This window comes from Candidatus Tisiphia endosymbiont of Sialis lutaria, from assembly GCF_964026535.1.
Lineage (GTDB): Bacteria > Pseudomonadota > Alphaproteobacteria > Rickettsiales > Rickettsiaceae > Tisiphia.
Genome location: NZ_OZ032153.1, coordinates 309,527 through 332,606, shown reverse-complemented (window position 1 = coordinate 332,606; position 23,080 = coordinate 309,527). Strand labels below are relative to the sequence as shown.

Below are 23,080 nucleotides of genomic sequence, written 5' to 3'. Positions count from 1 at the left end.
GTGCATAATATTGCTAAATGGAAAATATTCTTGTCTATTTTATGTACAATAGGAGCATTTATTTGTGCTTTACCTAATTTTACAACTATAGATTCAAAAATATTACCCAATTATAGGGTAAATCTTGGTCTTGATTTAAGAGGTGGTACTCATCTATTGCTAGATGTCGATTTTGATACTTATTTAAATGATGTAATGGAAGGTTTGACTGACCATTTACGAAAATATTTACGGGAAGATAAGGTAGGCTATAAAAATCTTATTGCTAAAAATCACATGGTACAGTTTGAATTAAGAAACCCAGAAGATTACAAAACAATAAAAAAGATTTTAGGTAAAATTGACCGAGAAATTACTGTAGAACAAGATAATTCTAATATTAAGCTTAGCTATAATGATTCTAAACTTGCCGAATTAAGGCAAAAAGTAATTGCTCAATCAATCGAAATAATTAGAATGAGAGTGGATAGTACAGGTACCAAAGAGCCTAACATACAGAGGCAAGGCGATAAACATATATTGCTCCAGGTACCAGGTGAGGAAAACCCACAACAACTGAAAAATATTCTTGGTAAAACTGCAAAATTAACCTTCCATTTAGTTGACGAAAATGCCAACATACAAGAAGCAATAAATGGGCGTTTACCCTCTGGCTCAATCTTAGTTAAAGGAGAAAATTCAGATAAAAAAGAATATTATGTAGTTGTTAAGAAAAAAGTTATTGTTAGTGGTGAGCAGCTAATAACTGCTCAAGCTTCTTTTAACCAAAATACTCAACCAGCCGTTGCTTTTTCCTTTAATAATCTTGGTAGCAAATTATTTGCGGAAATAACCAAAAATAATTCTGGTAAAAGGCTTGCGATCGTGCTTGATAATAAATTATTAAGTGCTCCAGTAATTAATGAACCAATTCTTGGAGGAAGTGGTATAATTTCAGGTAATTTTACTGTCGAATCAGCCAATGAATTAGCCTTATTACTTAGAGCTGGTTCGTTACCAGCTCCTTTAAAGATAATAGAGGAACGAACCATAGGGCCAAATCTTGGGGCAGACTCAATAGAGGCAGGTAAGAAAGCAGGGATGATTGGTTTTGCCAGTGTGGTGATATTTATGATTTGGTCGTACGGAATTCTTGGAATTTTTGCCAATATAGCATTAAGTCTAGCCCTACTCTATATTCTAGCTTTATTGTCACTTTTCCAAGCGACATTAACTCTACCGGGAATTGCTGGTATAATATTAACGATTGGCATGGCGGTTGATGCCAATGTACTCATTTATGAGAGAATAAGGGAAGAGCTTAAAAAGGGGGCATCTAACCTGTATGCTATAAGGACAGGGTTTGAATCAGCTTTTGCGACAATTCTTGACTCAAACGTGACAACTTTGATAGCGGCGTTTTTACTTTTTATGTTTGGTGTTGGTGCTATAAAAGGCTTCGCGGTAACACTAACTATTGGTATAATATCATCGATGTTTTCTGCGATTATTATTACTAAATTGTTAATTGATATTTGGATTAAATACCAAAATCCAAAAAATCTGGGATTGTAGTAATAACCGTCCATACATGACATCTGACTTTCTGTCATTCCCGCTTCGGTGTGGAACCACAACTGTTGAAAGTTAGAAGGTAAAGCGGGTTTTAGATAGGTTTTCTGTCATTGCGAGACCACGTAGTGGTCGTGGCAATCCATCTTTGGTTACTTTTGTGGATTGCTTCGTCGACCTACGGTCTTTCTCGCTAATAGACGTTGACCACATACGACTTTTAAACTATCCGGTCTAAAACCGCTTCCTCTTCTAACTTTCAACAGTTGTGGTGTGGAATCTAGACCCCTGCTTACGCAGGTATGACAAGAGAGTAGGTATGACAAGATGAGTAGTGGTGACAAGATGAGTAGTGGTGACAAGAGAGTAGGGGTGACATAAAACATTAGTATGGATAACACAATAATTAAACTACAGGATTTACAATATGTCTAAAGCTAAACTCTTACAAAAAATGATGCTACCTATTATAGTAACAGGGATGTTTACTGGGGTAACATATGAAGGTTATAAACGCTCGTCAGAACTTTCTAAATTTGAGATAGCTGCTAAGGGATTAGGTTTCACTTTCCCAACTCAGCAAGACAGTTTGTTAAAGATTCTTCATCTAGCCGGATATTTACAACCAGAAAAATTATGGCGTGATCTAGCATGTTTTGATAAAACTGGTAATTCAGAAAAAATATTTGCTTCAATTTCTAGAAGTTTAATTAAATCTCGAGCTACTCAAGATGCTCCTGATCAATTCGATGCTAAATTATTGCGTAAAAATTTATTTAAAGCTACTAATGAATTGAGTGTACGAGATGTTGAAGATTGGTTACTATATGTTGCTCAGAATGCATTTAATCGTAAAGTTGGTCAGGAACGTAATGAACTAACCAATGAAAATTGGATGATTAAATATGCCTCTCAATACATTGATGCTGCCAAACAATTAGGGCTTATTGATGAAATACCACCCCAACATCAGGAATATGCTGAAAGCTGGATTGCTGGAGCCTCTAGAATTGGCTTATTGGCACGGATAATTTATCATAATAAAATAACAGAACAAATTAAAATTAATGGATCAGTATTAGTATTAGCCGGAGCAAGACCATTATGGGCTAATATTGATGGTATTAACCCAGAGACATACGATAAATTACTAAAAATATGGCAAGATAAGGGGGATATCAATAAATTAGATGCTTCTTTATTAGTTGGAGAAGATTCAGCTCGTACAGAGGAAGGGAAGGAATATATGGGGTCACTTGCTAAAAGTTATAATATTGTTTTAGAACTAACACAACCCTTCATTCAATATACCACAAAAGAAGAATGTCCTGCAGGTTTCTTTCCTGGAAGAGTCTATCCTAATTATGCAACTACAGATGAAACAAAGCTCACAGAAAGCCTTATGAGTGAGGATTTATTAAATAACTTCCTTAATAAGGAGCAGAGAAGCTCAGCTGAAGTAATAAATACCGAACTGGGCAACAATAACGCAAGACCTAATACCGCTACTACTGCTTATGATGCTGCAGTTACTCTTGTTGATAAGATTTTGAGTGGGGGGCTTGGTGAGCAAAAAGATTATGTTATTTTATTTATCAGCAATAACCCTTACATTCAACGCCAAACAATTGCTACTCAAAGAGAAGTTGATAAAATATTACAAAAATATGGATTAGATAAAAAAGGTTATCATATTGAAGTCGAAGGAGTAGGTTTTAGTTCCAAACAGGATGTCCCAACTATTCATTCTGAACTGGCGTGCTTGATAGCAGAGCTATGGAAAAATCATAATCTACTAGTTTCTAATGAAGCGGGGCATTCTATCGAGCAATTATTGTTTCAAACTCGTCAAGACCTTGCAATAATACCGCCAATGCCAGAAGTCAAAGAAGAGAATGTAGGGATAATTGGTCAAATGGTTTTATGGACTCAGGATGTATTGGATCATTTATCGTACTAAATAACGCCAAAATGATAAAAGAGAGCTAGGTTCTGTTGACAAAATTTTATGTTAAGTTATCAGAGGAGAATAAATAAGTTGCAACAGTAAGAAGGAATGGTAGTTTTTAGCTGTCGAAACCAAAGAGCTACCAATATGAAGTATTACATAAAAAACCAAGCATGAGAAGCAATTTTATCATTTTTTAAGAAAAAAAGCTATACACAAGAAGAATGAGGAGAAAATAAGACAGTTTATTAGACCTCTTGCATAACCTAAAGATAATTGAGGAATTTTTAGGAAAAACGAAGTCGAGTACCGCAGCTTATTAAGATGCATATCTTTACCCATAAGTTGCAAGAGGTGGAAAAATAGTTTAATAATATCAATTAAGGAAATCATAAAGTTGGTATTGATATGAATAAATGGGTAGAAAGTGAACTAGAATATGTAGATTTGGGAGATGAGACTCGATAATCAAGTTTTTTGCAGAGCTTATAAATAGTAGAAGTAAATTGTCATTCCCGCGTAGGCGGGAATCTATAATACCTCAGAGCATTTTTAGATACCTGCCTACGCGGGAATGACAAATTTTGCGTTTAAAGATAGATGTCGTGATTCGGATATATTCAAATTTCCTTCAAACAACCTACTATTTATAAGCTCTGCAAAAAACTTGATTATCGAGTGAGAGATTAAACAGACGATAATTATCTTGGTAACTATAACGTTATATGTTACAATTATGATAAGGCAATATTATTTATGATATGATCAAAACTTTCAGCCATAAAGGTCTAAGCAATTTCTTTAATTATGGTGATACTACAAAAATACAAAGTGATCATATAAAAAAACTCAGACTGTTATTAGCTAACTTAAATGCTGCAACTAAGGTAGAAAACATGAATTTACCAGGACTCGGACTGCATAAGCTGCAAGGCAATATGAAAGACTTCTGGTCAGTTAAAATTAATGGTAATTGGCGTCTGATATTTCATTTTAGTAATGGAGATGCCTATGACGTTGATTATTTAGATTATCATTAAAGCAAGGTATATATGTTCAATCCTCCACACCCAGGTAGTATATTAAAAGAGTTGTATTTAGAACCTTTAAATTTAACTGTCACTGAAGCATCTATATCGCTTGGAGTTACCCGTAAAACTTTATCATTTCTGATCAACGAAAAATCTAGTATCAGTTCTTCTATGGCTATTCGTTTATCTGCTGCATTTCCAAACACAAGCCCTGAATACTGGCTTAATCTTCAACAACAGTATGATATTTGGAATGCCAAAAAAAATATTGATGTTTCTCATATTAAAATATTACTTCACATGTCTGCTTAAATTAAAAGTAGTGAAGGAAAAGATTTGTTTGGAAAGGATTAATAAGAAATTATTTTACTAGGTTCTGTTGACAAAATTTTTAACGTAACCATATTAAAGCTCCAACAAAATTTAGAAAGGCTAAAAAGGTGGCTGGGGCTTTATCAAACCTAGAAAAAAATATACGCCTAAAATGTTTGATTTTCCCAAAGAAACATTCAATTAAATGGCGTTCTTTATAAATATGTTTATCATATTCACGTTGTACTTTACGATTAGATTTTGGTGGTATAATAACCTATCTACATCTACTTTAACATGATCCATTAAAGCTTTCCATATGCCTTTGTCAACCCATCTCTTAAATCTGAGAATTAGTATAGATACATCAAGACTATATGGATTGCTTCGTAGGCTTATGCCTCCTCGCTAATAGACAGCATGAAGGGTGCTTATTCGGTACTAATTCAGATTAATTGACTATAGTATGCATATTTATCCAATTATCTCCTACCTTGGTTTCGACAATGAGCGGAACCATTAATTTAGATGAATTTTCCATAGTAGTTTTAATTAGTTGGGTCGCTAGTTCTACTTCATCAATGGGCGATTCAAAAAGTAATTCGTCGTGGATTTGTAAGATTAGCTTGGTTTTCAATTTTAGTTGTTGAATTTTACGGTCAAGATCAATCATCGCTATTTTGATTATGTCGGCACTAGTCCCTTGGATTGGAGCGTTGATTGCTGCCCTTTCGGCAAATTGCTGTAAAGAATGTTTTTTATCATAGATTAAGGGAATAAAGCACTTTCGTCCGAAGAGATTCAGGACATAACCATGCTCTTTGGCGTAGTTTTTTGTATATTCCATATATTTTTGAATTTCTGGATATTCTTCAAAATATTTCTTTATATATTCAGCTGCTTGTGTAGAGCTAATATGTAACTGCTTTGCTAGTCCAAAAGCACTAATACCATAGATAATGCCAAAATTTATAGCTTTTGCTTTATGCCGATGTTCGGAAGTTAACTGCTCTTTAGTAATTTTAAATATATTACAAGCGGTTTTACTATGAATATCCTCACCATTAACAAAAGCTTGTTTTAAAGAAGGTATATCTGCCATGCTACTTAATATTCGCAGTTCAATCTGTGAATAGTCTGCTGAAATTAATTTATGCTTATCTTCTGCAATAAAAGCTGCTCTGATTTTATTACCTTCTTTCGAGCGAATTGGTACATTTTGTAAATTGGGTTCTTGAGAACTAAGCCTACCAGTACTAGTTGAAGTTTGTAAAAATGTTGTATGCACCCTATGAGTTATCGGATTTACTTGCATAGGTAAACTATCCGTATAGGTATTTTTTAATTTAGTAAAGTGACGCCATTTTAGCAATAAATCAGCAATAGCAAAGCCACTTTCGCTAATTTTTTCAAGAATTTCTGCACTAGTAGAATAAGATTTTGCTTTTGATGACAATTTACCAAAGGGTAATTGCATTTTTTCAAATAAAATTTCCCCCAGTTGCTTTGGTGAAGCGATGTTAAACTTTGTGCCGGTAATAGCAAAAATATTATGTTCTAATTGAGTAATTTCACTGCCAAATTCATCCGATAATTGTTTAAGATATGGTGAATTGACCTTAACCCCAATTTTTTCCATTTTATCTATTATATAACATAAAGGTAAATCAATATCTCGATATAGTGTTAAGGCATGGTTATCTTTTAGTTCTAGCAACAGTTTTTGGTAATTATCACTAAAGCCGGTAACTACTCTCGCTAAATTGTCTAAACTATCCTGCTGTATTCCATCAAATGGATTCTTCTGAGGCTTGCCAGCAGAAATTAGATATTGCATTAGTTCAAGATCTTCACATGAATATACTTCATTATTGACAAAGAATTTTAATAATGATTTAACCTTATAGGTGATTTTCTTAATAGATTTATTCTTTAGCAATTGAAGAATATTAGCCATAAACCATTGTTCCAGGTAGTTTTGACGAAAATCGTAAGCAAGTAAATCAGACATATTGCCAGAAATTTTAGCAATAAACTTAATATTGTAGCATTTACCATCAATTGATAAAATTATAGAAGGAGTTTGCCCAGGGTAATCGGATAAATGAATATTGACAATCCCATATTCTTCTGCCTTAGTTAGCATAGCATCAAGCTGTTGTTGAGAAGCAACTTCTTGAATTATAATTTGCTTAGTAGGTAAAGATTCGTTGGTAATTTGTATTTGGAATAAGTTCTCCACTCTTTTATTTAGAGATTTAAAACCATATTCTACCAGAAAATCAGATATTTGTTTGCTATCAGGTTGGGTATACTGCAATAAACTAAAATCTAAATCGATATCAACATTATAATCTAGACTAAATAATTGCCAGGAAATTAAGGCTAAATCTTTTGAGGAGCTGATGATTGCTCTCTGGCGATCGTTAGTGATTTGATCAAGTGAATTTAACAGCTCTGCTAATGAACCAAATTGTTTAATAAGTGTTGCTGCAGTTTTAGGACCAATGCTTGGCACGCCTGGTATATTATCGGACTTATCGCCGATCAACGCCATTACTTCCCTGATTTTACTTGGTTCTACACCAAATTTCTCTATCACGTCATCTTCGGAAATATATTTTGCTTTTATTGGGTCATACATTTTAGTATGCGAATTAATTAATTGCATTAAATCTTTATCAGAAGAAATAATGATAGTATTTTGTTGTAATGCAGAAGCTTTATGGGCTAAAGTGGCAATTATATCATCTGCTTCATAACCAGCTTTCTCAATCATTGGAAAATTTAGGCTATTTGCTGCAAGGCGAATAAGTGGTAATTGACTCTTTAAATCCTCTGGTATAGGGGGTCTATTTGCTTTATATTGCTGATAAATTTGATGACGAAAATTCTTACCACCAGAATCAAAAACTACAATAGCATGTTCTGGCTTAAAATCATTCAATAGCTTTAACAACATTGAAGTAAAACCATAAAGTGCTCCAACAGCTAAGCCACTCGGAGAAGTTAATGGTGGCTGAACATGGTAGGCTCTAAAGATAAATCCGTAGCCATCAATTATTAATAAAGTATTTTTATTAGTCATTTTGCTATTAGGTCAAATTGTTATATTTATGTATACTCTTCTGCTTTGAAGAATTGGCTCCGTAAAACTTCAGGGTATTCGCGTGCTCACGTACTTCATGTACGCTCCGCTCGCTCACCCCTTGTTTACGTTCCAATTCTCCAAATCATTTGAGTATAGTATACAACAATTATAATCTGCACTAAGCTTTATTAGTAATAATTTTATAAATAATGAGAAGTTGGTAACGTTGTCTCTCATCGATTGACTATAACATGGATTGCAAACACAAAACAAGTAATGTATAGTATTACCTATAAATACTTAATACTATAAAGGAGAACTCGTATGAAAAGAGCTGATGAGAATATTGTAGTAAGCGTTAAAATTGCCCCGCAAATTAAGAAGAGGTTGCAAGTACTTGGTAAAATTAAGCAACGTTCAACACACTGGCTGATGAAGGAGGCAATTACTAATTATCTTAAATTAGAGGAACATGAGGAACAATTAAAACAAGAGACTATACAGCGTTGGCAAGAAATGCAAGAAGGTAAATTTTTAGGAAATGACAAAATAACTGAGTGGCTTGATAGATGGGGAAGCGATAAAGAAGAGGAAAGACCTTAATGGAAAGATTAGTATGGTTGGAATCGGCAATTACAGATTTGGTACGGCCAAGAAAATTCATTGATAAAAATAATCCTAATGCTGCAAAGAGAGTGGCAGAAGTAATAAAGAAAGCAGTTATCGAACTTATAGAATTTCCTTTAATAGGTAAACCTGTGACTAATCTAATAGATTATAGGGATTTATATATTCGATTTGGCTTATCAGGTTACATACTACGATATCGAATATATGATGATACTATTTATGTAGTTCATATCAGACATGCTAAGGAAATAGAATTTAAATAATAAAAAAGAAATACCAATGTTCGACAGTTGTGCCATTCTAGGAAGCTACCTACGATTTATAGTCAATTGATGAGAAGTTGGTGACGTCGTCACTCTAATGCTCGCCTATTACTTATAGGCGTCAGCAAGAAAATAAAGTAGAAAAGTCGTCTATTAGCGAGCCACCGTAGGTGGCGTGGCAATCGATTTCTAATCACTTTTCTTGATTGCTTCGTGACCTTACGGTCTCCTCGCAATGACGGTTTCTCAATTATTGTTTTCTTAATTGCTGACGCTTATGCGTGTTCGTACAGATTACGCCGATGAGGCTATACCCACATAGATATTAAAATACAGCCTTGTGCGAAATCTTTGCAGAAATATTTACAGTTCCCTTACTTAGCTCTTGACATAAGTATGCCAATGGCATATCGTGTATTTTATGGATACAAAACTTATTTCAATTGTTGAACTTCCAGAATTTCAAAAATTTGCTAAGGATTACTTGAGTGAAAAAGAATGTATGGAAATTATTAACTATATAGCAGCGAATCCTAATCAGGGAAATATAATAAGAGGTACTGGTGGTATTAGAAAATTAAGATTTGCTCTAACTAACAATAAAGGTAAAAGTGGAGGAATGAGAATAATTTATTTTTATCATAATGAAAATATGCCGGTCTTTTTAATAACTGGTTTTATAAAAAGCAAAATGGAGAATATTAGTCAGGATACTTGTAACGAATTAAAAAACCTGAGTAAGACTTTAATAAAATTATATAATTAGGAAAAAAATATGAGTACAAAAGAATTTAATCGAACTGAAAAAAGTATTCTAGCTGGAATGCAAGAAGCGATCCTATATTCTAAAGGTCGGCTAAAAGCAAAAAAACACAATATTTCATTACCAAATATTGATGTATATGAGGCAAGAGATCACCTCAAACTAACTCAGAAACAATTTGCTGCAGCATTTGGAATTAGCATTGCAACACTACGTAATTGGGAACAAGGGCGTAGATCACCAACTGGGGCAGCAAAGGTACTTCTTAAGATTATTCAAAAGGAACCTGAAATTGTAAAACAAGTTTTAAGAGGTTAAATTATTTGTACTAATTTCCTGGATCAACTTCGTCGGCTTGTGCCTCTTCGCAATGACGTTTGTTAGGCTGAAACAGGTTCTTCCACAAATCCCTTGATTGATATTTTATTTGACTTTTTAGACAAACAGCAAAAGCCGATAATTCCGATAAGACAACAAATGGGAACTATAGAAATTGCCACAATAAAATCATAGTGACTATAAATAGGAGTGCCAGATTCACTCAGTAAGCCGTCCCAATTATAAGAGATTAAATAACTCATAATTTTGTGAAAGAAATGCCCAAAAGACATGTTGATACAGTTGACTATCGCAACGGCAAGTCCAATAGATTTCTTCGTAACAAGGTTACTGACAATGGTAAAGATTAGAACCTGATAACAACAAAAAATTCCTAATAAAAACATTAAAGAACTACTAGTAAAGAAATTTAATGAAGGACAATATAATAGAATGATAAAAATTACTATTGTCAGCAATCCGGTGATAGTTATTATAGCATCAGATGATTTTACTAAATTAGCAATAAGAGCAAGTATTGGACCGCCAAGACACATCCCTATATAAACAAATGAGGTAGCTAAGTTACTATCCATATCATTCATTTGATAAATTTGTTTGAAAAATGGAATAGCCCATACATCAGCAAAACCTTCCAATGCTCCTACCATTAAACCACCAAAAATTCCGATTAACAGAATAGTAGGGTTTAATAAGAGTTTCAATATCGATAATTCGGAATCTAGAGTAGTAGTAGAATTGCTACTTACATCATCATTTTTTATCAATAAAATCATTAGTCCAATAATAAATCCGATGGCAGCTAAACTATTAAAAGTTACGTTATAACCAAAATAGGTGAATAATAGTTTCATTGGAGTAATAGCAAATACTGCTCCAATTAAGCCAAAAGTAAAAGAAAGCCCTAGCATTACGGAGTGGTATTTAGTTGGAAAACAGCTTCTAGTAATTTTAGCTACTGATAAAAACCCAACAGCAGAACCAGCTCCAATCATAAATCTACCAATGAGTAAATAATTGAAATTTTCGCTGGCAACAAAAGTTAAAGTACCAAGAGAAGTAACCAAGATAGATATGAATGTAACAATTCTAAAGTTAAATTTATCGAGCATTATGCCAATTGGTATTTGCATCCCTGCATAACCTAAATAATAATATCCAGCAACTGTACCAAATGCTATGGTATCAATGGCAAATTTTTGCATAATTTCTTCTCTAAGAATTCCAGTCGAAAGTCTTAATATAAATTGAAAGGCAAAAAACATGCTGGCAAGAGACCATAATAAAAATGGTTTTTTCAAGGATAGAGCTGTATTCATAAAAAATTTAAATTATAATAACGTTGTATTTTAAGGTGTTAAATTATAGTATTAAATAGTATTTTGTCAAACCTTTATAAACTAGGAGGTTGTAGGAAATAACTAAAGTAATTAATAGGGAAATGGTATTATGACTTCAGACAAGCCAAAACATGACGAAGTCTTTCGCAAATCTATGGAGAATCCCATAGTTGCTAAAGAGTTTTTGGCAACTCATTTGCCTAAAGATGTACTGGCTTTAATCGATAGCACATCTTTAAAATTAGAAAAAGATAGTTTTATTGAGCCAGACCTTTCTGAAACTATTTCAGATGTATTATTTTCTGTTAAGTTTAATGATCAGGATGGCTATATTTTTTTGCTATTGGAACATCAAAGTACTGTTGATAAAATGATGGCATTTAGGTTATTTAAATATATGATTAATATTTGTGATCGATATTTAACTACTAATCCTAAAGCTAAATGCCTTCCAGTAATTTATCCCCTAATAATTTATAATGGCAAGAAGAAATATAACGCATCGCTCAATATATGGAATTTATTTAGCCATCCAGATTTAGCCAGAGGCTTTTGGACAAATGATTGTCAGCTTATTAACGTACATGATATCCCCGATGAGGAGCTAAAGAAAAAAGTATGGTCTGGGATTTTGTTATTTTTCCTCAAACACATCCACGAACGTCAATTACTGAAAAGATGGCAGGAAATTTCTCATCTATTGCCTAAATTGAGTAAAATAACAATAGGCCATGACCATATAAGAAATCTATTGAGCTATACTTTGACCTTTATTGAGCAAAATGATAAAATAGAGTTAGAAAAAATACTAAAAAATAATTTAACTAAAGAAAAAGGAGAAAAACTTATGCCTAGTATAGCTCAAGTATGGAAAGAAGAAGGGATTCAAATCGGAGTGCAAGATGGTATCAAAATCGGAGAAGCCAAAGGTAGAGCCGAGGGTAGAGTCGAGGGTAGAGTTGAGGGTGAAGCTAAATTAATAAAAATGATGATAAATAATGGTAGCTCTATTGAAGAAGTAGCGAGAATGACTAGATTATCTATTACAAGAATCAATGAACTATTGAAAGTACAGTAATTATTAGCAAGGCATTACTTTAGTAGCGACTGAAGCCAAAGGTAGAGTCGAAGGTAAAACCGAAGCAATGAAAGCTATAGCAAAAACTATGCTACTTAAACATAAGGCAGAGCAAATCGAGAGAGTAAAATGACTGCCCCTCGAATTGTTAGGTTCTGTCATTTTTGAATTTATAATTGCTGAGACTAGTTTGAATTATGGAGCAGTTTGAAGCCTATTCGTTATTATTTACCGATAGTTTAGTAGGTAATTTAGTTATAAGTTTAGATAGTGAACTAATTGTTCATTCTATGAAAATGTTTGGTGTTTATAATAATTTAATAATAGTGGTGGTAGCAACTATTGCTTCATTAGTTGCTACTAGTATAAATTATTTTTTTGGTATAATGTTATGGAGAATTTTTTATTTTTCTAAAAATACCCAGATTCATACTAATCAGCAATTATTATCTCAGTTTTTTTTTAAATATAACATATTGATATTATGGCTTATATTCATACCATTATGGGGAAAATTCATTCCTTTAATTGCCGGCTTTACTAAAATAAATTTTATAAGGGTTTTAGCTATTAGTGGTGTTATAAAATTATGCTATTATATAGTCAGTTGATGAGAAGTTGGTGACGTTATAAATCCGATTAGTATTTAGCCTCAGTTATAAGCTCTGCAAAAAACTTGATTATCGAGTATAACAGAAAAACAAGGTACAATTATGAAAATAAATAAAACTAGTTTAGAACTATTTCAAAGTAATCTGATAATAATTACTATTTTTTTAGTAATTATATTTATAATTCTTGTTTCTTGCAAAAGTTATAAAGATCAAGAAAATTTAATTATTCCTGGGAATGGGAATTTACAAGTTGAGAATGTAAATTATAGCTGTATAGATGGAAGGAAAATAAATATACAGTATTTGAATAAGGGAGCTAATACTTTAGCGATTATTCCAATTGCAGAAGAAAATCAAATTTTAATTTTTACTGGTAGGGTATCAGCTAGTGGAGTACTATATGGGGCAAATCAATATGAATGGCATACAAAAAATAAAACAGCTATACTCCGTAATATAAACACTGATAGTACAGTATTTTGTGATGAAATAGAATAATATAACTGAGTTTATAGCTGTATGCTAATATCAGGCTGTAATTTGATTTTTCTTTTATAATCTTTCTCAAAACGCTTTACCATCAAATAGGCTAATATCACAAAGAAAATAAGATATATCATGGGGAATAATTTAAAGTTTAGATATCTCATTAATACTAGACATACATAATTTGCACTGCCAGACATCAACATTGCCCCCATAGTATGACCAAGACTTATTGCCCGGTAGCGATCATTAACAGCAAAAGCTTTTATCATAGTACCATGGGCAAGAGCATTGAAAGGGGCAACAAAACATGCAAGCATTAAACAAGAACCTAAAGCCAAATTAACCATTTGATAATTAACCGAAATAATAAATAATAAACTAGCTACAAGTGTACCAAATAGACTGATCTTAAACACTATCATTTGATTAAATCGATCAGCAAATAAGCCAGAAATAGGCATAGCAATTGCAAAACACACAGTTATCAGAACTGAAAAAACACTCATAATGAAACTAGTTTGTGGTAGAATCATAGGCAAATATTGTTTCATAAACATAATGGATAGTTGATAAGTCACACCAAATCCACCAGCAAGAAATACTACCATCAAAATAATCCGCCACTGTTTGTTAACTAAAGTAGCTAGGCTTTGAACCCTTATTCCATTTGCTTGATTTTTCTTAAATTCCGGTGTTTCATCTAATTTACGACGGAAATATAGAGTAACTAAAGCTAAAGGTAAACTAATTAAGAAAGGAATACGCCAACCCCAATCTGGAAAAATATGGGAACTAAAAAAATTGGTTGCCCCAATTCCTAGTAATAAGCCTAAAACTCCAGTACAACGAGTTATCGCCGAAGCGGTATATCGATATTTCTCCCCTAAATGTTCGATAACATAAATAGCTGCTCCGTCATATTCTCCAGCTACAAAAATACCTTGCATAATACGACACAAAACCAGAATTACCGTACTCCAAACCCCAATAGACGAGTAGTCTGGCAAACATCCTATAATCATAGTAGGTATCACAATTCCTATTATAGTAATAGTTAACGCCGTCTTACGCCCATAAATATCCCCTATACGTCCAAAAATTAGCGAACCAATAGGTTTTGAGAGATATGCCATCGCATAAACAGCAAAAGCATTTATTAGACTAGTTATATAATCAGTATTTGGAAAAAATTTAACAGCAATAATTCCAGCAGAAAAACCGTATAAACTATAGTCGTAATATTCAACGATTGTTCCTAGGAATGCTCCGATAATTTTATTTTTTGTTTTTTCTTTCACTTTTCATCTTATTTAAGCTCCTTCAGCTAGCAATTTATTTCTGACTGAAGGAGATAAGTTAATATTAAGCTCTTTTAAAGCTTTTTCATCAATATAATCAGGAGCATTCATCAATAAATCTTCCGCCTGTTGATTTAGTGGGAAAGCTATCACCTCTCTAATATTGGTTGAATCGGTTAATAACATAACGATTCTATCTATGCCAGGGGCTATTCCACCATGTGGTGGAGCACCAAATTTAAACGCTCTGATCATTCCGCCAAATCTTTTATCGACAATTTCTGGAGGGTATCCAGCAATCTCAAAAGCTTTATACATTATTTCTGGTTTATGATTTCTAATTGCTCCACTAGATAATTCAATACCATTACAAACAATATCATATTGATATGCTTTAATGGCAAGTAGATCATCTACTGTTTTAGCTGATTCTAATATCTCCATACCACCTTGGGGCATAGAAAATGGATTATGGCTAAAATCTATTTTTTTAGTTTGCTCATTTAATTCATAAAATGGGAAATCTATTATCCAACAAAACTCAAAACAATCTTTTTTAAGTAAAGCTAAATCCTCGCCTAATTTAGTTCGAATCTTACCAGCAAGTTTAGAGGTTTTATCAACTTTATCACAGGTAAAGAAGACAGTGTCACCATTTTGTAGATTTGCTAAAGACTTTAAATTTAATAATTGTTCCTCTGTTAAAAATTTAACAATAGGTCCTTTAACTTGTCCATCTTCTAGAAACTGGATGTAACCAAGCCCACTTGCCCCCTCGGAAATTGCAAATTCTGCCATTTTGTCAAAGAAGCTTCTCGGTAAAGTAGAAGTTTTAGGAGCTGGCACTGCTCTTACAACATAGCCATTTTTTATATTTTCTTTAAAGATAGCAAAATTAGACTCTCTAAATAATTCGGTAACATCGGCAATGATTAGCGGATTTCTAAGGTCTGGCTTATCAGTACCATATTTTAACATTGCTTCTTCATATGGAATCTGGACAAAAGGGGTATTTGATACTGTCTTATCAGAAAATTTGCTAAATATTTCATACATCACCGGTTCAATAGTATTAAATATATCTTCCTGCGTAACAAAAGACATTTCTATATCCAATTGATAAAATTCACCTGGCGATCTATCAGCTCTTGCATCCTCATCTCTAAAACAAGGAGCTATCTGAAAATAACGATCAAATCCTGATACCATAAGCAATTGTTTGAATTGCTGAGGAGCTTGCGGTAAAGCATAAAATTTCCCAGGGTGTAATCGGCTGGGTACTAAGAAGTCCCTAGCCCCTTCTGGTGAACTGGCAGTTAAGATTGGTGTTTGAAATTCAGTAAAACCACCCTGCGTCATAATCTGACGTAGATGAGCAATAATTTGCGATCTTAGCATAATGTTATTATGCAACTTTTCACGCCTAAGATCTAGGAAACGATATTTTAGCCTAGTTTCTTCGGGAGAAATTTGTTCAGAATTCACCAATAATGGTAAAGCTTCGGCATTAGACTCAATTATAAACTCACTTACCAATATTTCAATTTTACCGGTCGTTAATGAATCATTTATTGTGTCATCAAGCCTTGCTACTACTTCACCAACAATAGTTATAACCGATTCATACCTTAACCGACTAGCAGCATCCATTAAACTTGGGTCTTGATCAGTAAATACTAATTGGCTGATACCAAAATGATCCCTAAGATCAATAAATACCAAATTACCATGATCCCTTCTTCTATGTACCCAGCCAGATAATTTTACTCTTTTTCCGACATCACTCAATCGCAATTCATTACAATTATGCGTTCTATATTTATGCATTTTACTCAACATATTTATTCTGTTTCTATACTCAAGCGATCTAAGTATATAGATATATAAAATATATCCACATTAGGCAATAGGCTTTTTATTAAATTCCATCCTTCCTATATAATAATATATCATAAAAATCAACTACACTAATACTTGAAATCAAGTTTTTTTGCAAAATGGGCTGGAATGACAAATTACAACTTAGCGTCACCCCTGCTTTGGTGCGGGGTCTAGATTCCCGCCTACGCGGGAATGGCAAGGGGAAGTGGGAGTGACAATAGGAGAGGGAATGATAAATTACACTTTAGTGTCACCCCTGCGAAAGCAGGGGTCTAGATTCCCGCCTACTCACATAAGCGTTAGTTTAAGAAAACAATAATTGAAAAACCGTCATTGCGAGCTGATATATCCCCACGAAATTAAGCATGACAAAGCTCCGTCTTTATAATAGATGAAGGGGTTCTACCAATGGTTTTATGGCATGCAAATAATTAAATTCAATAATAAATTTCCCAAGAGTACAATACGAATAAATTTTTTTATCTTTTACTGTGTTAGGTTGGAAAATTCTTTGCATACCTTGGCTATAGCCTACCACACCTATAACCCAATCATTTAATACTGTTTTTACATCCATAACCTACTATCTCCATCATCATTAAATAATGATGATATTCTATCAATTCTTGCTATTTTGCAACAATTTCGTGGGGATATATCAGATTGCGAGGAGACCGTAAGGTCGACAAAGCAATCCAGAAAAGTGATTAGAAATAGATTGCCACGCCACCTACGGTGGCTCGTAATGACGACTTATTTTCTTAAGCTGACGCCTATGTACCACAACTGTTGAAAGTTAGAAGGTAAAGCGGGTTTTAGATAGGTTTTCTGTCATTGCGAGACCACAACTGTTGAAAGTTAGAAGAGGAAGCGGTTTTAGACCGGATAGTTTAAAAATCGTATGTGGTCAACGTCATTGCGAGAAAGACCTTAGGTCGACGAAGCAATCCATAAAAGTAACCAAAGATGGATTGCCACGACCACTACGTGGTCTCGCAATGACAGAAAACCTATCTAAAACCCGCTTCCTCTTCTAACTTTCAACAGTTGTGGCCTATGTACCTACGCGGGAATGACAAATTTTGCGTTTATAAGCTATGCAAGAGGTCTATTATATTTGCAGGTAAGATTAATTTTCAGCACATTCTGCCACACCTTATCCCAACCTTTGGTATGAGTAATATTAGGAAAAATCTTTTGCTGTATACAATTTGAAGAACTAGCTTTTATATAGCCATGCATAATACTGCTAGGTACTATTTTATCCTTGCTTCCTGAAATATGTAATTGTGGGATATTATTGATTTTTATGGCATAATCTATGGGATTTAATGATTTCTTTAATGCATATACTCTATGATGTTCACTAAAATTTTTAATATCAAGATTACCGGCTACAGTTATTATATCCTTAATATGTTTATTTCTTGCTGCCACCAAGATAGCAACACCTCCCCCACCAGAGAAACCAACTAAACTAGCTGGCTTATCATTATTTATACTATTTATTACTATGTTTGTTGATTCTATAACCTCTTCAGCCATTCTTTTGTCTGTCCAATAGACTTGATTACAATTAGGATTAAGCTCTACTGGTGTATATTGGCATGGACGAGCTATATAAACTACATTAGGTCTAGTATCAAGAGTAGCAAGCTTAAACAACATAATCTTGGAAGGAGTCGGATTGCTAGCGACGGCATAACGTCCAATACTTCCATCACCCTCAATATAAAATACATAAGGGCTATCTTTATCCGAGATATGTTGGTAAGTTGTAATGACAAAATCCCCAGCCTTAACAAGTTTTTTCTCAAACCTGTTTATTGATGCTAGTTTTTCTGCTTCCTCAACCCTTGTTTCTATAGACGAAACACAAGAAGAAAGAGCCAAAGATAAAGAAACTACCGCAACTCTAGAAAGGTATTTCATCATCTAAATCGCTATGGTCAAAGTTAGTAACCGTATTTTTGGGTACAACAGTATCTGATGTTTGAATGCCAACACCTTTAGAATCTAACAATATAAATTGTGAGTTAAAATTCTGCAGCACTATTTCTGTCGTATATTTTTCATGCCCAAGGTTATCTACCCATTTTCTAGTTTGTAAAATACCTTCTAAGTAAACTCTAGTTCCTTTTTTGGCATAATTCTTTACAACAGATACCAAACCTTCACTAAATACTACTACTCTATGCCATTCGGTTTTTTCTTTCTTCTCTCCAGTAGTACGATCTTTCCATGTCTCAGAAGTAGCAACACTAAAACTTGCTATCTCTTTACCGTCAGCCGTATGCCTAATTTCTGGATCACGTCCTAAATTACCTATTAATATTGCTTTATTTAAACTACCAGCCACAAATCATTACCTAATTTATTTAAAAATTTATTATTGCAATAGTAATCCAAAACGACCTATAATGCTACAAGTTTTTTGAAAGTTCCTTAAAAATTTATAACAAATTATTATGCAAGAATATATTAAAGTTCGTGGTGCTAAGGAGCATAATTTAAAAAATATAAATGTTGATATTCCTAGAAATAAGTTTGTGGTAATTACTGGGCTTAGTGGTTCTGGTAAGTCTTCATTAGCCTTTGATACTATTTATGCTGAAGGGCAACGTAGATATGTTGAAAGCCTGTCTTCTTATGCTAGACAATTCTTACATCTTCAGGATAAGCCTGATGTTGAGTCAGTCTCTGGTTTGTCGCCGGCAATAGCTATTGATCAAAAAACTACATCTAAAAATCCACGCTCTACAGTGGGTACGATAACTGAGATTTATGATTATTTGAGATTACTATATGCAAGAGTAGGAGTCCCATATTCTCCAGCAACAGGTCTACCTATCAAGAATCAGACTATATCAGAGATGATAGATGCCATTCTTGCCTTTCCTAAAGCAAGTAAATTATACATTTTAGCTCCGATTGTCCGAGGACAGAAGGGTGAGTTTAGACGTGAAATTCTTGATCTTAGAAAACAGGGTTTTGGCAGATTGGTAATTAACAATGAAATTTATGAGATTGATAATCTGCCAAAATTTGACAAAAATAAAAAACATAATATTGAAGTAATTGTTGATAGGATTTCTCTAGAAGGTGATTTAGGCAATAGACTTGCAGATAGTTTGGAAATAGCTCTTAAATTGGCAGATGGTATAGTATATGTCGAGATTGTTGATTTACCAAACGGAGTAGAGACCACCCTTACTAAAGGCTCGAGAATCATTTTTTCAGAAAAATATTCTTGTCCAGTTTCTGGTTTCCAGATTACTGAGATAGAACCAAGAATTTTTTCCTTTAATAGCCCATTTGGTGCTTGTCCTAAATGTGAAGGTCTTGGCAAAGAATTATTTCTTGATAAAGACTTAATTATTCCCGATAGCAGAGTTAGTATTAAGGATGGAGCTATAGCCCCCTGGGGTAAAATATCCTCAAAGTTCTTTTTAGAAACATTAAAAGCCTTAGCAACTCATTACAAATTTTCATTAGACACGCCCTTTACAGAATTATCAAATACGATACAGCAAATATTGCTCCATGGGTCTGGTGATGAAGTTATAGATTTTCAATATCATGATGGTTCTAAATCTCAGATTATTCAGCAGCCTTTTGCTGGAATAATACCTAGCTTACAAGAAAAAGAGCGTAAGACTGATTCCTCTTTAGTAAAAGAAGAATTATTAAAATACAAAGCAGAACACAAATGTACAGCTTGTGAAGGTTATAGATTAAAGACAGAGTCTCTTTGTATTAAAATTGCTGATATGCATATAGGACAAGTATCTGCCTTGAGTATTTTACAACTACAAAAATGGTTTAATCAATTAGACCAACAGCTTAATAAAAGACAAGTAGTTATTGCCGAGCGTATATTAAAGGAAATCAAGGAAAGGTTACAATTTCTTATGAATGTTGGTCTTGAATATCTTGCTTTGTCTAGAGGGTCAGGTACTTTATCTGGTGGAGAAAGCCAGCGTATTCGTTTAGCGTCACAAATTGGTTCAGGACTTAGTGGGGTGTTATATGTACTTGACGAGCCGTCAATTGGTTTACATCAGCGTGATAATGCTCGCTTAATAGAAACTCTCAAAAATCTTCGAGACCTTGGTAATACAGTACTGGTTGTTGAGCATGATGAAGAAACAATGTATGAGTCGGATCACATTATTGATGTTGGACCAGGTGCCGGTATTCATGGTGGACATATAGTAGCCCAAGGAACAATTGAGGAAATTAAACAATGTGCAAATAGCATAACTGGCAGCTATTTAAGTGGTAAACAATTTATTGAAGTACCAGCAAATACTCGAATACCCTCTTCCGGTAAGGTAATAGTCTTAACTGGAGCTGTGTCTAATAATTTACAAAATGTTAATATTACGATCCCTTTGGGTAGTTTTACAGCAATAACCGGTGTATCCGGTGGAGGAAAATCAAGCTTAATAATTCATACTTTATATAAAGCCGCTTTAAAGTTTTTAGAACCATCTTCAAAAGTCTTTCCGGGAGAATATAAATCAATTACTGGTCTTGAATATATTGATAAGGTTATTGATATCAATCAGTCGCCAATAGGTCGTACACCAAGATCAAACCCAGCAACTTATACAGGGGCATTTACCCATATTAGAGACTGGTTTGCTGAATTACCAACTGCAAAAACTCGGGGTTATAAAGTTGGTAGGTTTTCATTCAATGTTAAAGGTGGAAGATGCGAATCATGTCAAGGTGATGGTCTGATTAAAATAGAAATGCATTTTTTACCTGATATTTATGTAAAATGTGATGTGTGTAATGGCGATAGATATAACAGAGAGACTCTTGAAATTAAATATAAGGATAAGTCTATATCTGATGTTCTTAGGATGACAGTTGAAGATGCTATGAGCTTTTTTGAGAAAGTACCATTAATTTACGAAAAACTGGTTACTTTAAATGAGGTAGGACTTGGTTATATAAAAATTGGTCAATCGGCTACTACTTTGTCTGGGGGTGAAGCACAAAGGATAAAATTAGCTAAGGAATTATCAAAACGCTCAACTGGTAAAACTTTATACATACTTGATGAACCAACAACAGGTTTACACATAGATGATATTAATAAATTGCTTAAAGTATTACATAAATTAGTTGACATGGGTAATACGGTGGTAGTTATTGAGCATAACCTAGATGTTGTAAAAACAGCGGATTACGTTATAGATGTTGGTCCTGAGGGAGGGGATAAAGGTGGTAGCATAGTAGTTACTGGAACTCCGAAGGATATTGCGGCTTGCAGTGAGAGCCATACTGGAAAATATTTAAAAAATTATCTATAATTAGCTTAGTGGAAAAAAATTTTGCTATATACTCAAAGATATAGAAGTCCAATAGGTCATTACGAGAAGCCACTTAGTAGCGATGAAGCAATGCTGTTTTGTCATACCTGCGTAGGCAGGTATCCAGATTCCTGCCTACGCGGGAATGACAATGGGAAGCGGGAAGGGCAAAGGGAAGTGGGAATGATAACTTGCAAGTGCTTAGTCGAGTGATACTACGGCTCGCTAATAGGCAGAGTAGTGCTAATCGGATTAGCTATATATATTAATGATAAACGGATGCAGATTATTATGAAAAAGGCAGTAGCTTTAGTTAGTGGTGGTGCAGATTCAGCTACCGTACTAGCCATGATGGAAAAAATGAATTACGAAATTTATGCCATAAGTTTCAACTATTCTCAACGCAATAATGTTGAACTGGAGAAGGTTAAGCAATTAGTTAACAACTATAACATCAAACAGCATAAAATTGTAAATATTGATTTACGTAACTTTGGCGGATCAGCTCTTACTGACAATGCCATAGACGTACCAAAATATAAAGATCATAGTGAATTACAGAATGATCTATACTCAAAGCAGCAGATTATATACTCAAATGATTTGGAGAATTGGAACGTAAAACAAGGGGTGAGCGAGCGGAGCGTACACTTAGTACGTGAGTACGCGAATGCCCCGAAGTTTTGCGGAACCAATTCTTCAAAGCAGAAGAGTATACCAGTTACTTATGTACCAGCACGTAACACCATATTTTTAAGTTATGCTTTAGGATTTAGTGAAATAATAGGAGCTTTTGATATTTTTATAGGGATACATGCAACTGATTCCGCTAATTATCCAGATTGCCGTCTGGAATATTTAGCAGCTTTTAATAATCTGGCAAATCTGGCAACTGCTGTAGGAGTGTCAGGTAAACAAATTACCATTCATGCTCCCTTAATAAATATGTCAAAGGGAGAAATTATCAAGGCTGGTCTAGAATTAGGCGTAGATTATTCCAAAACGATTTCTTGTTATGATCCATCAGATGATGGGCTATCTTGTGGCACATGTCTTTCATGCTTAACTAGACTTAAAGCCTTTGAAGAGAATAATGTAACTGACCCCGCTAATTATAAAAAATAAATT

General features: G+C 33.8%; 20 protein-coding genes and 1 pseudogene. 13 read left to right on the top strand and 8 right to left on the bottom strand.

The window, feature by feature from the left end:
* The 4 genes from secD to AAGD20_RS01580 all read left to right on the top strand — a co-directional run bounded on the left by secD (position 1) and on the right by AAGD20_RS01580 (position 4,842).
* A complete protein-coding gene (gene secD, locus AAGD20_RS01595; RefSeq protein WP_341749154.1) occupies positions 1 to 1,554 on the top strand; it encodes a protein translocase subunit SecD in 1,554 nt (517 codons plus the stop codon).
* A 424-nt stretch (positions 1,555 to 1,978) separates the two neighbouring features.
* On the top strand, positions 1,979 to 3,511 hold the full coding sequence (locus AAGD20_RS01590) for a hypothetical protein (RefSeq protein ID WP_341749153.1): 1,533 nt from the start codon (positions 1,979 to 1,981) through the stop codon (positions 3,509 to 3,511).
* A gap of 749 nt (positions 3,512 to 4,260) precedes the next feature.
* Positions 4,261 to 4,539 carry a type II toxin-antitoxin system RelE/ParE family toxin gene (locus AAGD20_RS01585; protein WP_094649613.1) on the top strand — a complete coding sequence of 93 codons (279 nt, stop codon included), beginning with the start codon at positions 4,261 to 4,263 and terminating at the stop codon, positions 4,537 to 4,539.
* 12 nt (positions 4,540 to 4,551) lie between these two features.
* Positions 4,552 to 4,842, top strand: a complete 291-nt coding sequence (locus AAGD20_RS01580; RefSeq protein ID WP_094649612.1) for a HigA family addiction module antitoxin — start codon at positions 4,552 to 4,554, stop codon at positions 4,840 to 4,842.
* Between the two features lie 79 nt (positions 4,843 to 4,921).
* Here AAGD20_RS01580 and AAGD20_RS01575 read toward each other — a convergent pair.
* Positions 4,922 to 5,116 (bottom strand): annotated as a pseudogene (locus AAGD20_RS01575) (IS5/IS1182 family transposase); the annotation flags it as partial.
* A gap of 177 nt (positions 5,117 to 5,293) precedes the next feature.
* Positions 5,294 to 7,930: a DNA polymerase I gene (polA, locus tag AAGD20_RS01570; RefSeq protein ID WP_341749152.1), complete on the bottom strand. Its 2,637-nt coding sequence runs from the start codon at positions 7,928 to 7,930 to the stop codon at positions 5,294 to 5,296.
* A 327-nt stretch (positions 7,931 to 8,257) separates the two neighbouring features.
* On the opposite strand from polA, the gene AAGD20_RS01565 reads away from it, so the two are divergent.
* The 4 genes from AAGD20_RS01565 to AAGD20_RS01550 all read left to right on the top strand — a co-directional run bounded on the left by AAGD20_RS01565 (position 8,258) and on the right by AAGD20_RS01550 (position 9,907).
* The gene (locus tag AAGD20_RS01565; protein WP_341749151.1) at positions 8,258 to 8,536 is read left to right on the top strand and encodes a CopG family ribbon-helix-helix protein; all 279 of its coding nucleotides are present in this window, start codon (positions 8,258 to 8,260) and stop codon (positions 8,534 to 8,536) included.
* Positions 8,536 to 8,826, top strand: a complete 291-nt coding sequence (locus tag AAGD20_RS01560) for a type II toxin-antitoxin system RelE/ParE family toxin (RefSeq protein ID WP_341749150.1) — start codon at positions 8,536 to 8,538, stop codon at positions 8,824 to 8,826. The genes AAGD20_RS01565 and AAGD20_RS01560 overlap by 1 nt, the downstream gene beginning before the upstream one ends.
* A gap of 421 nt (positions 8,827 to 9,247) precedes the next feature.
* Positions 9,248 to 9,592 carry a type II toxin-antitoxin system RelE/ParE family toxin gene (locus AAGD20_RS01555; protein ID WP_239832796.1) on the top strand — a complete coding sequence of 115 codons (345 nt, stop codon included), beginning with the start codon at positions 9,248 to 9,250 and terminating at the stop codon, positions 9,590 to 9,592.
* Between the two features lie 9 nt (positions 9,593 to 9,601).
* Positions 9,602 to 9,907 (top strand): helix-turn-helix domain-containing protein, encoded by a 306-nt coding sequence (locus AAGD20_RS01550; protein WP_239832795.1) that lies wholly within the window; start codon positions 9,602 to 9,604, stop codon positions 9,905 to 9,907.
* A 62-nt stretch (positions 9,908 to 9,969) separates the two neighbouring features.
* Here AAGD20_RS01550 and AAGD20_RS01545 read toward each other — a convergent pair whose 3' ends face one another.
* A complete protein-coding gene (locus AAGD20_RS01545) occupies positions 9,970 to 11,247 on the bottom strand; it encodes an MFS transporter (protein WP_341749149.1) in 1,278 nt (425 codons plus the stop codon).
* Between the two features lie 130 nt (positions 11,248 to 11,377).
* On the opposite strand from AAGD20_RS01545, the gene AAGD20_RS01540 reads away from it, so the two are divergent.
* The 3 genes from AAGD20_RS01540 to AAGD20_RS01530 all read left to right on the top strand — a co-directional run bounded on the left by AAGD20_RS01540 (position 11,378) and on the right by AAGD20_RS01530 (position 13,458).
* Positions 11,378 to 12,346: an Rpn family recombination-promoting nuclease/putative transposase gene (locus tag AAGD20_RS01540; protein ID WP_341749148.1), complete on the top strand. Its 969-nt coding sequence runs from the start codon at positions 11,378 to 11,380 to the stop codon at positions 12,344 to 12,346.
* Positions 12,347 to 12,543: 197 nt separating this feature from the next.
* Positions 12,544 to 12,957 (top strand): DedA family protein, encoded by a 414-nt coding sequence (locus tag AAGD20_RS01535; RefSeq protein ID WP_094649490.1) that lies wholly within the window; start codon positions 12,544 to 12,546, stop codon positions 12,955 to 12,957.
* Positions 12,958 to 13,059: 102 nt separating this feature from the next.
* Positions 13,060 to 13,458 carry an MliC family protein gene (locus AAGD20_RS01530; RefSeq protein WP_341749147.1) on the top strand — a complete coding sequence of 133 codons (399 nt, stop codon included), beginning with the start codon at positions 13,060 to 13,062 and terminating at the stop codon, positions 13,456 to 13,458.
* 11 nt (positions 13,459 to 13,469) lie between these two features.
* Here AAGD20_RS01530 and AAGD20_RS01525 read toward each other — a convergent pair whose 3' ends face one another.
* From AAGD20_RS01525 to ssb, 5 genes are all read right to left on the bottom strand, one after another.
* Positions 13,470 to 14,747 carry an MFS transporter gene (locus tag AAGD20_RS01525; protein WP_341749146.1) on the bottom strand — a complete coding sequence of 426 codons (1,278 nt, stop codon included), beginning with the start codon at positions 14,745 to 14,747 and terminating at the stop codon, positions 13,470 to 13,472.
* Positions 14,748 to 14,759: 12 nt separating this feature from the next.
* On the bottom strand, positions 14,760 to 16,574 hold the full coding sequence (aspS, locus tag AAGD20_RS01520) for an aspartate--tRNA ligase (RefSeq protein ID WP_341749420.1): 1,815 nt from the start codon (positions 16,572 to 16,574) through the stop codon (positions 14,760 to 14,762).
* A gap of 436 nt (positions 16,575 to 17,010) precedes the next feature.
* A complete protein-coding gene (locus AAGD20_RS01515) occupies positions 17,011 to 17,205 on the bottom strand; it encodes a hypothetical protein (protein ID WP_341749145.1) in 195 nt (64 codons plus the stop codon).
* A 518-nt stretch (positions 17,206 to 17,723) separates the two neighbouring features.
* Positions 17,724 to 18,560, bottom strand: coding sequence for an alpha/beta hydrolase (locus tag AAGD20_RS01510; protein WP_410520911.1), 837 nt, complete (start codon positions 18,558 to 18,560; stop codon positions 17,724 to 17,726).
* The gene (gene ssb, locus AAGD20_RS01505; protein ID WP_094649241.1) at positions 18,544 to 18,987 is read right to left on the bottom strand and encodes a single-stranded DNA-binding protein; all 444 of its coding nucleotides are present in this window, start codon (positions 18,985 to 18,987) and stop codon (positions 18,544 to 18,546) included. Before ssb ends, AAGD20_RS01510 begins: the two co-directional genes overlap by 17 nt.
* Before the next feature lie 106 nt (positions 18,988 to 19,093).
* On the opposite strand from ssb, the gene uvrA reads away from it, so the two are divergent.
* Positions 19,094 to 21,952 carry an excinuclease ABC subunit UvrA gene (gene uvrA / locus AAGD20_RS01500; protein ID WP_341749419.1) on the top strand — a complete coding sequence of 953 codons (2,859 nt, stop codon included), beginning with the start codon at positions 19,094 to 19,096 and terminating at the stop codon, positions 21,950 to 21,952.
* 291 nt (positions 21,953 to 22,243) lie between these two features.
* The gene (locus tag AAGD20_RS01495) at positions 22,244 to 23,077 is read left to right on the top strand and encodes a 7-cyano-7-deazaguanine synthase (RefSeq protein WP_341749143.1); all 834 of its coding nucleotides are present in this window, start codon (positions 22,244 to 22,246) and stop codon (positions 23,075 to 23,077) included.
* The last annotated feature ends 3 nt before the right edge of the window (positions 23,078 to 23,080 follow it).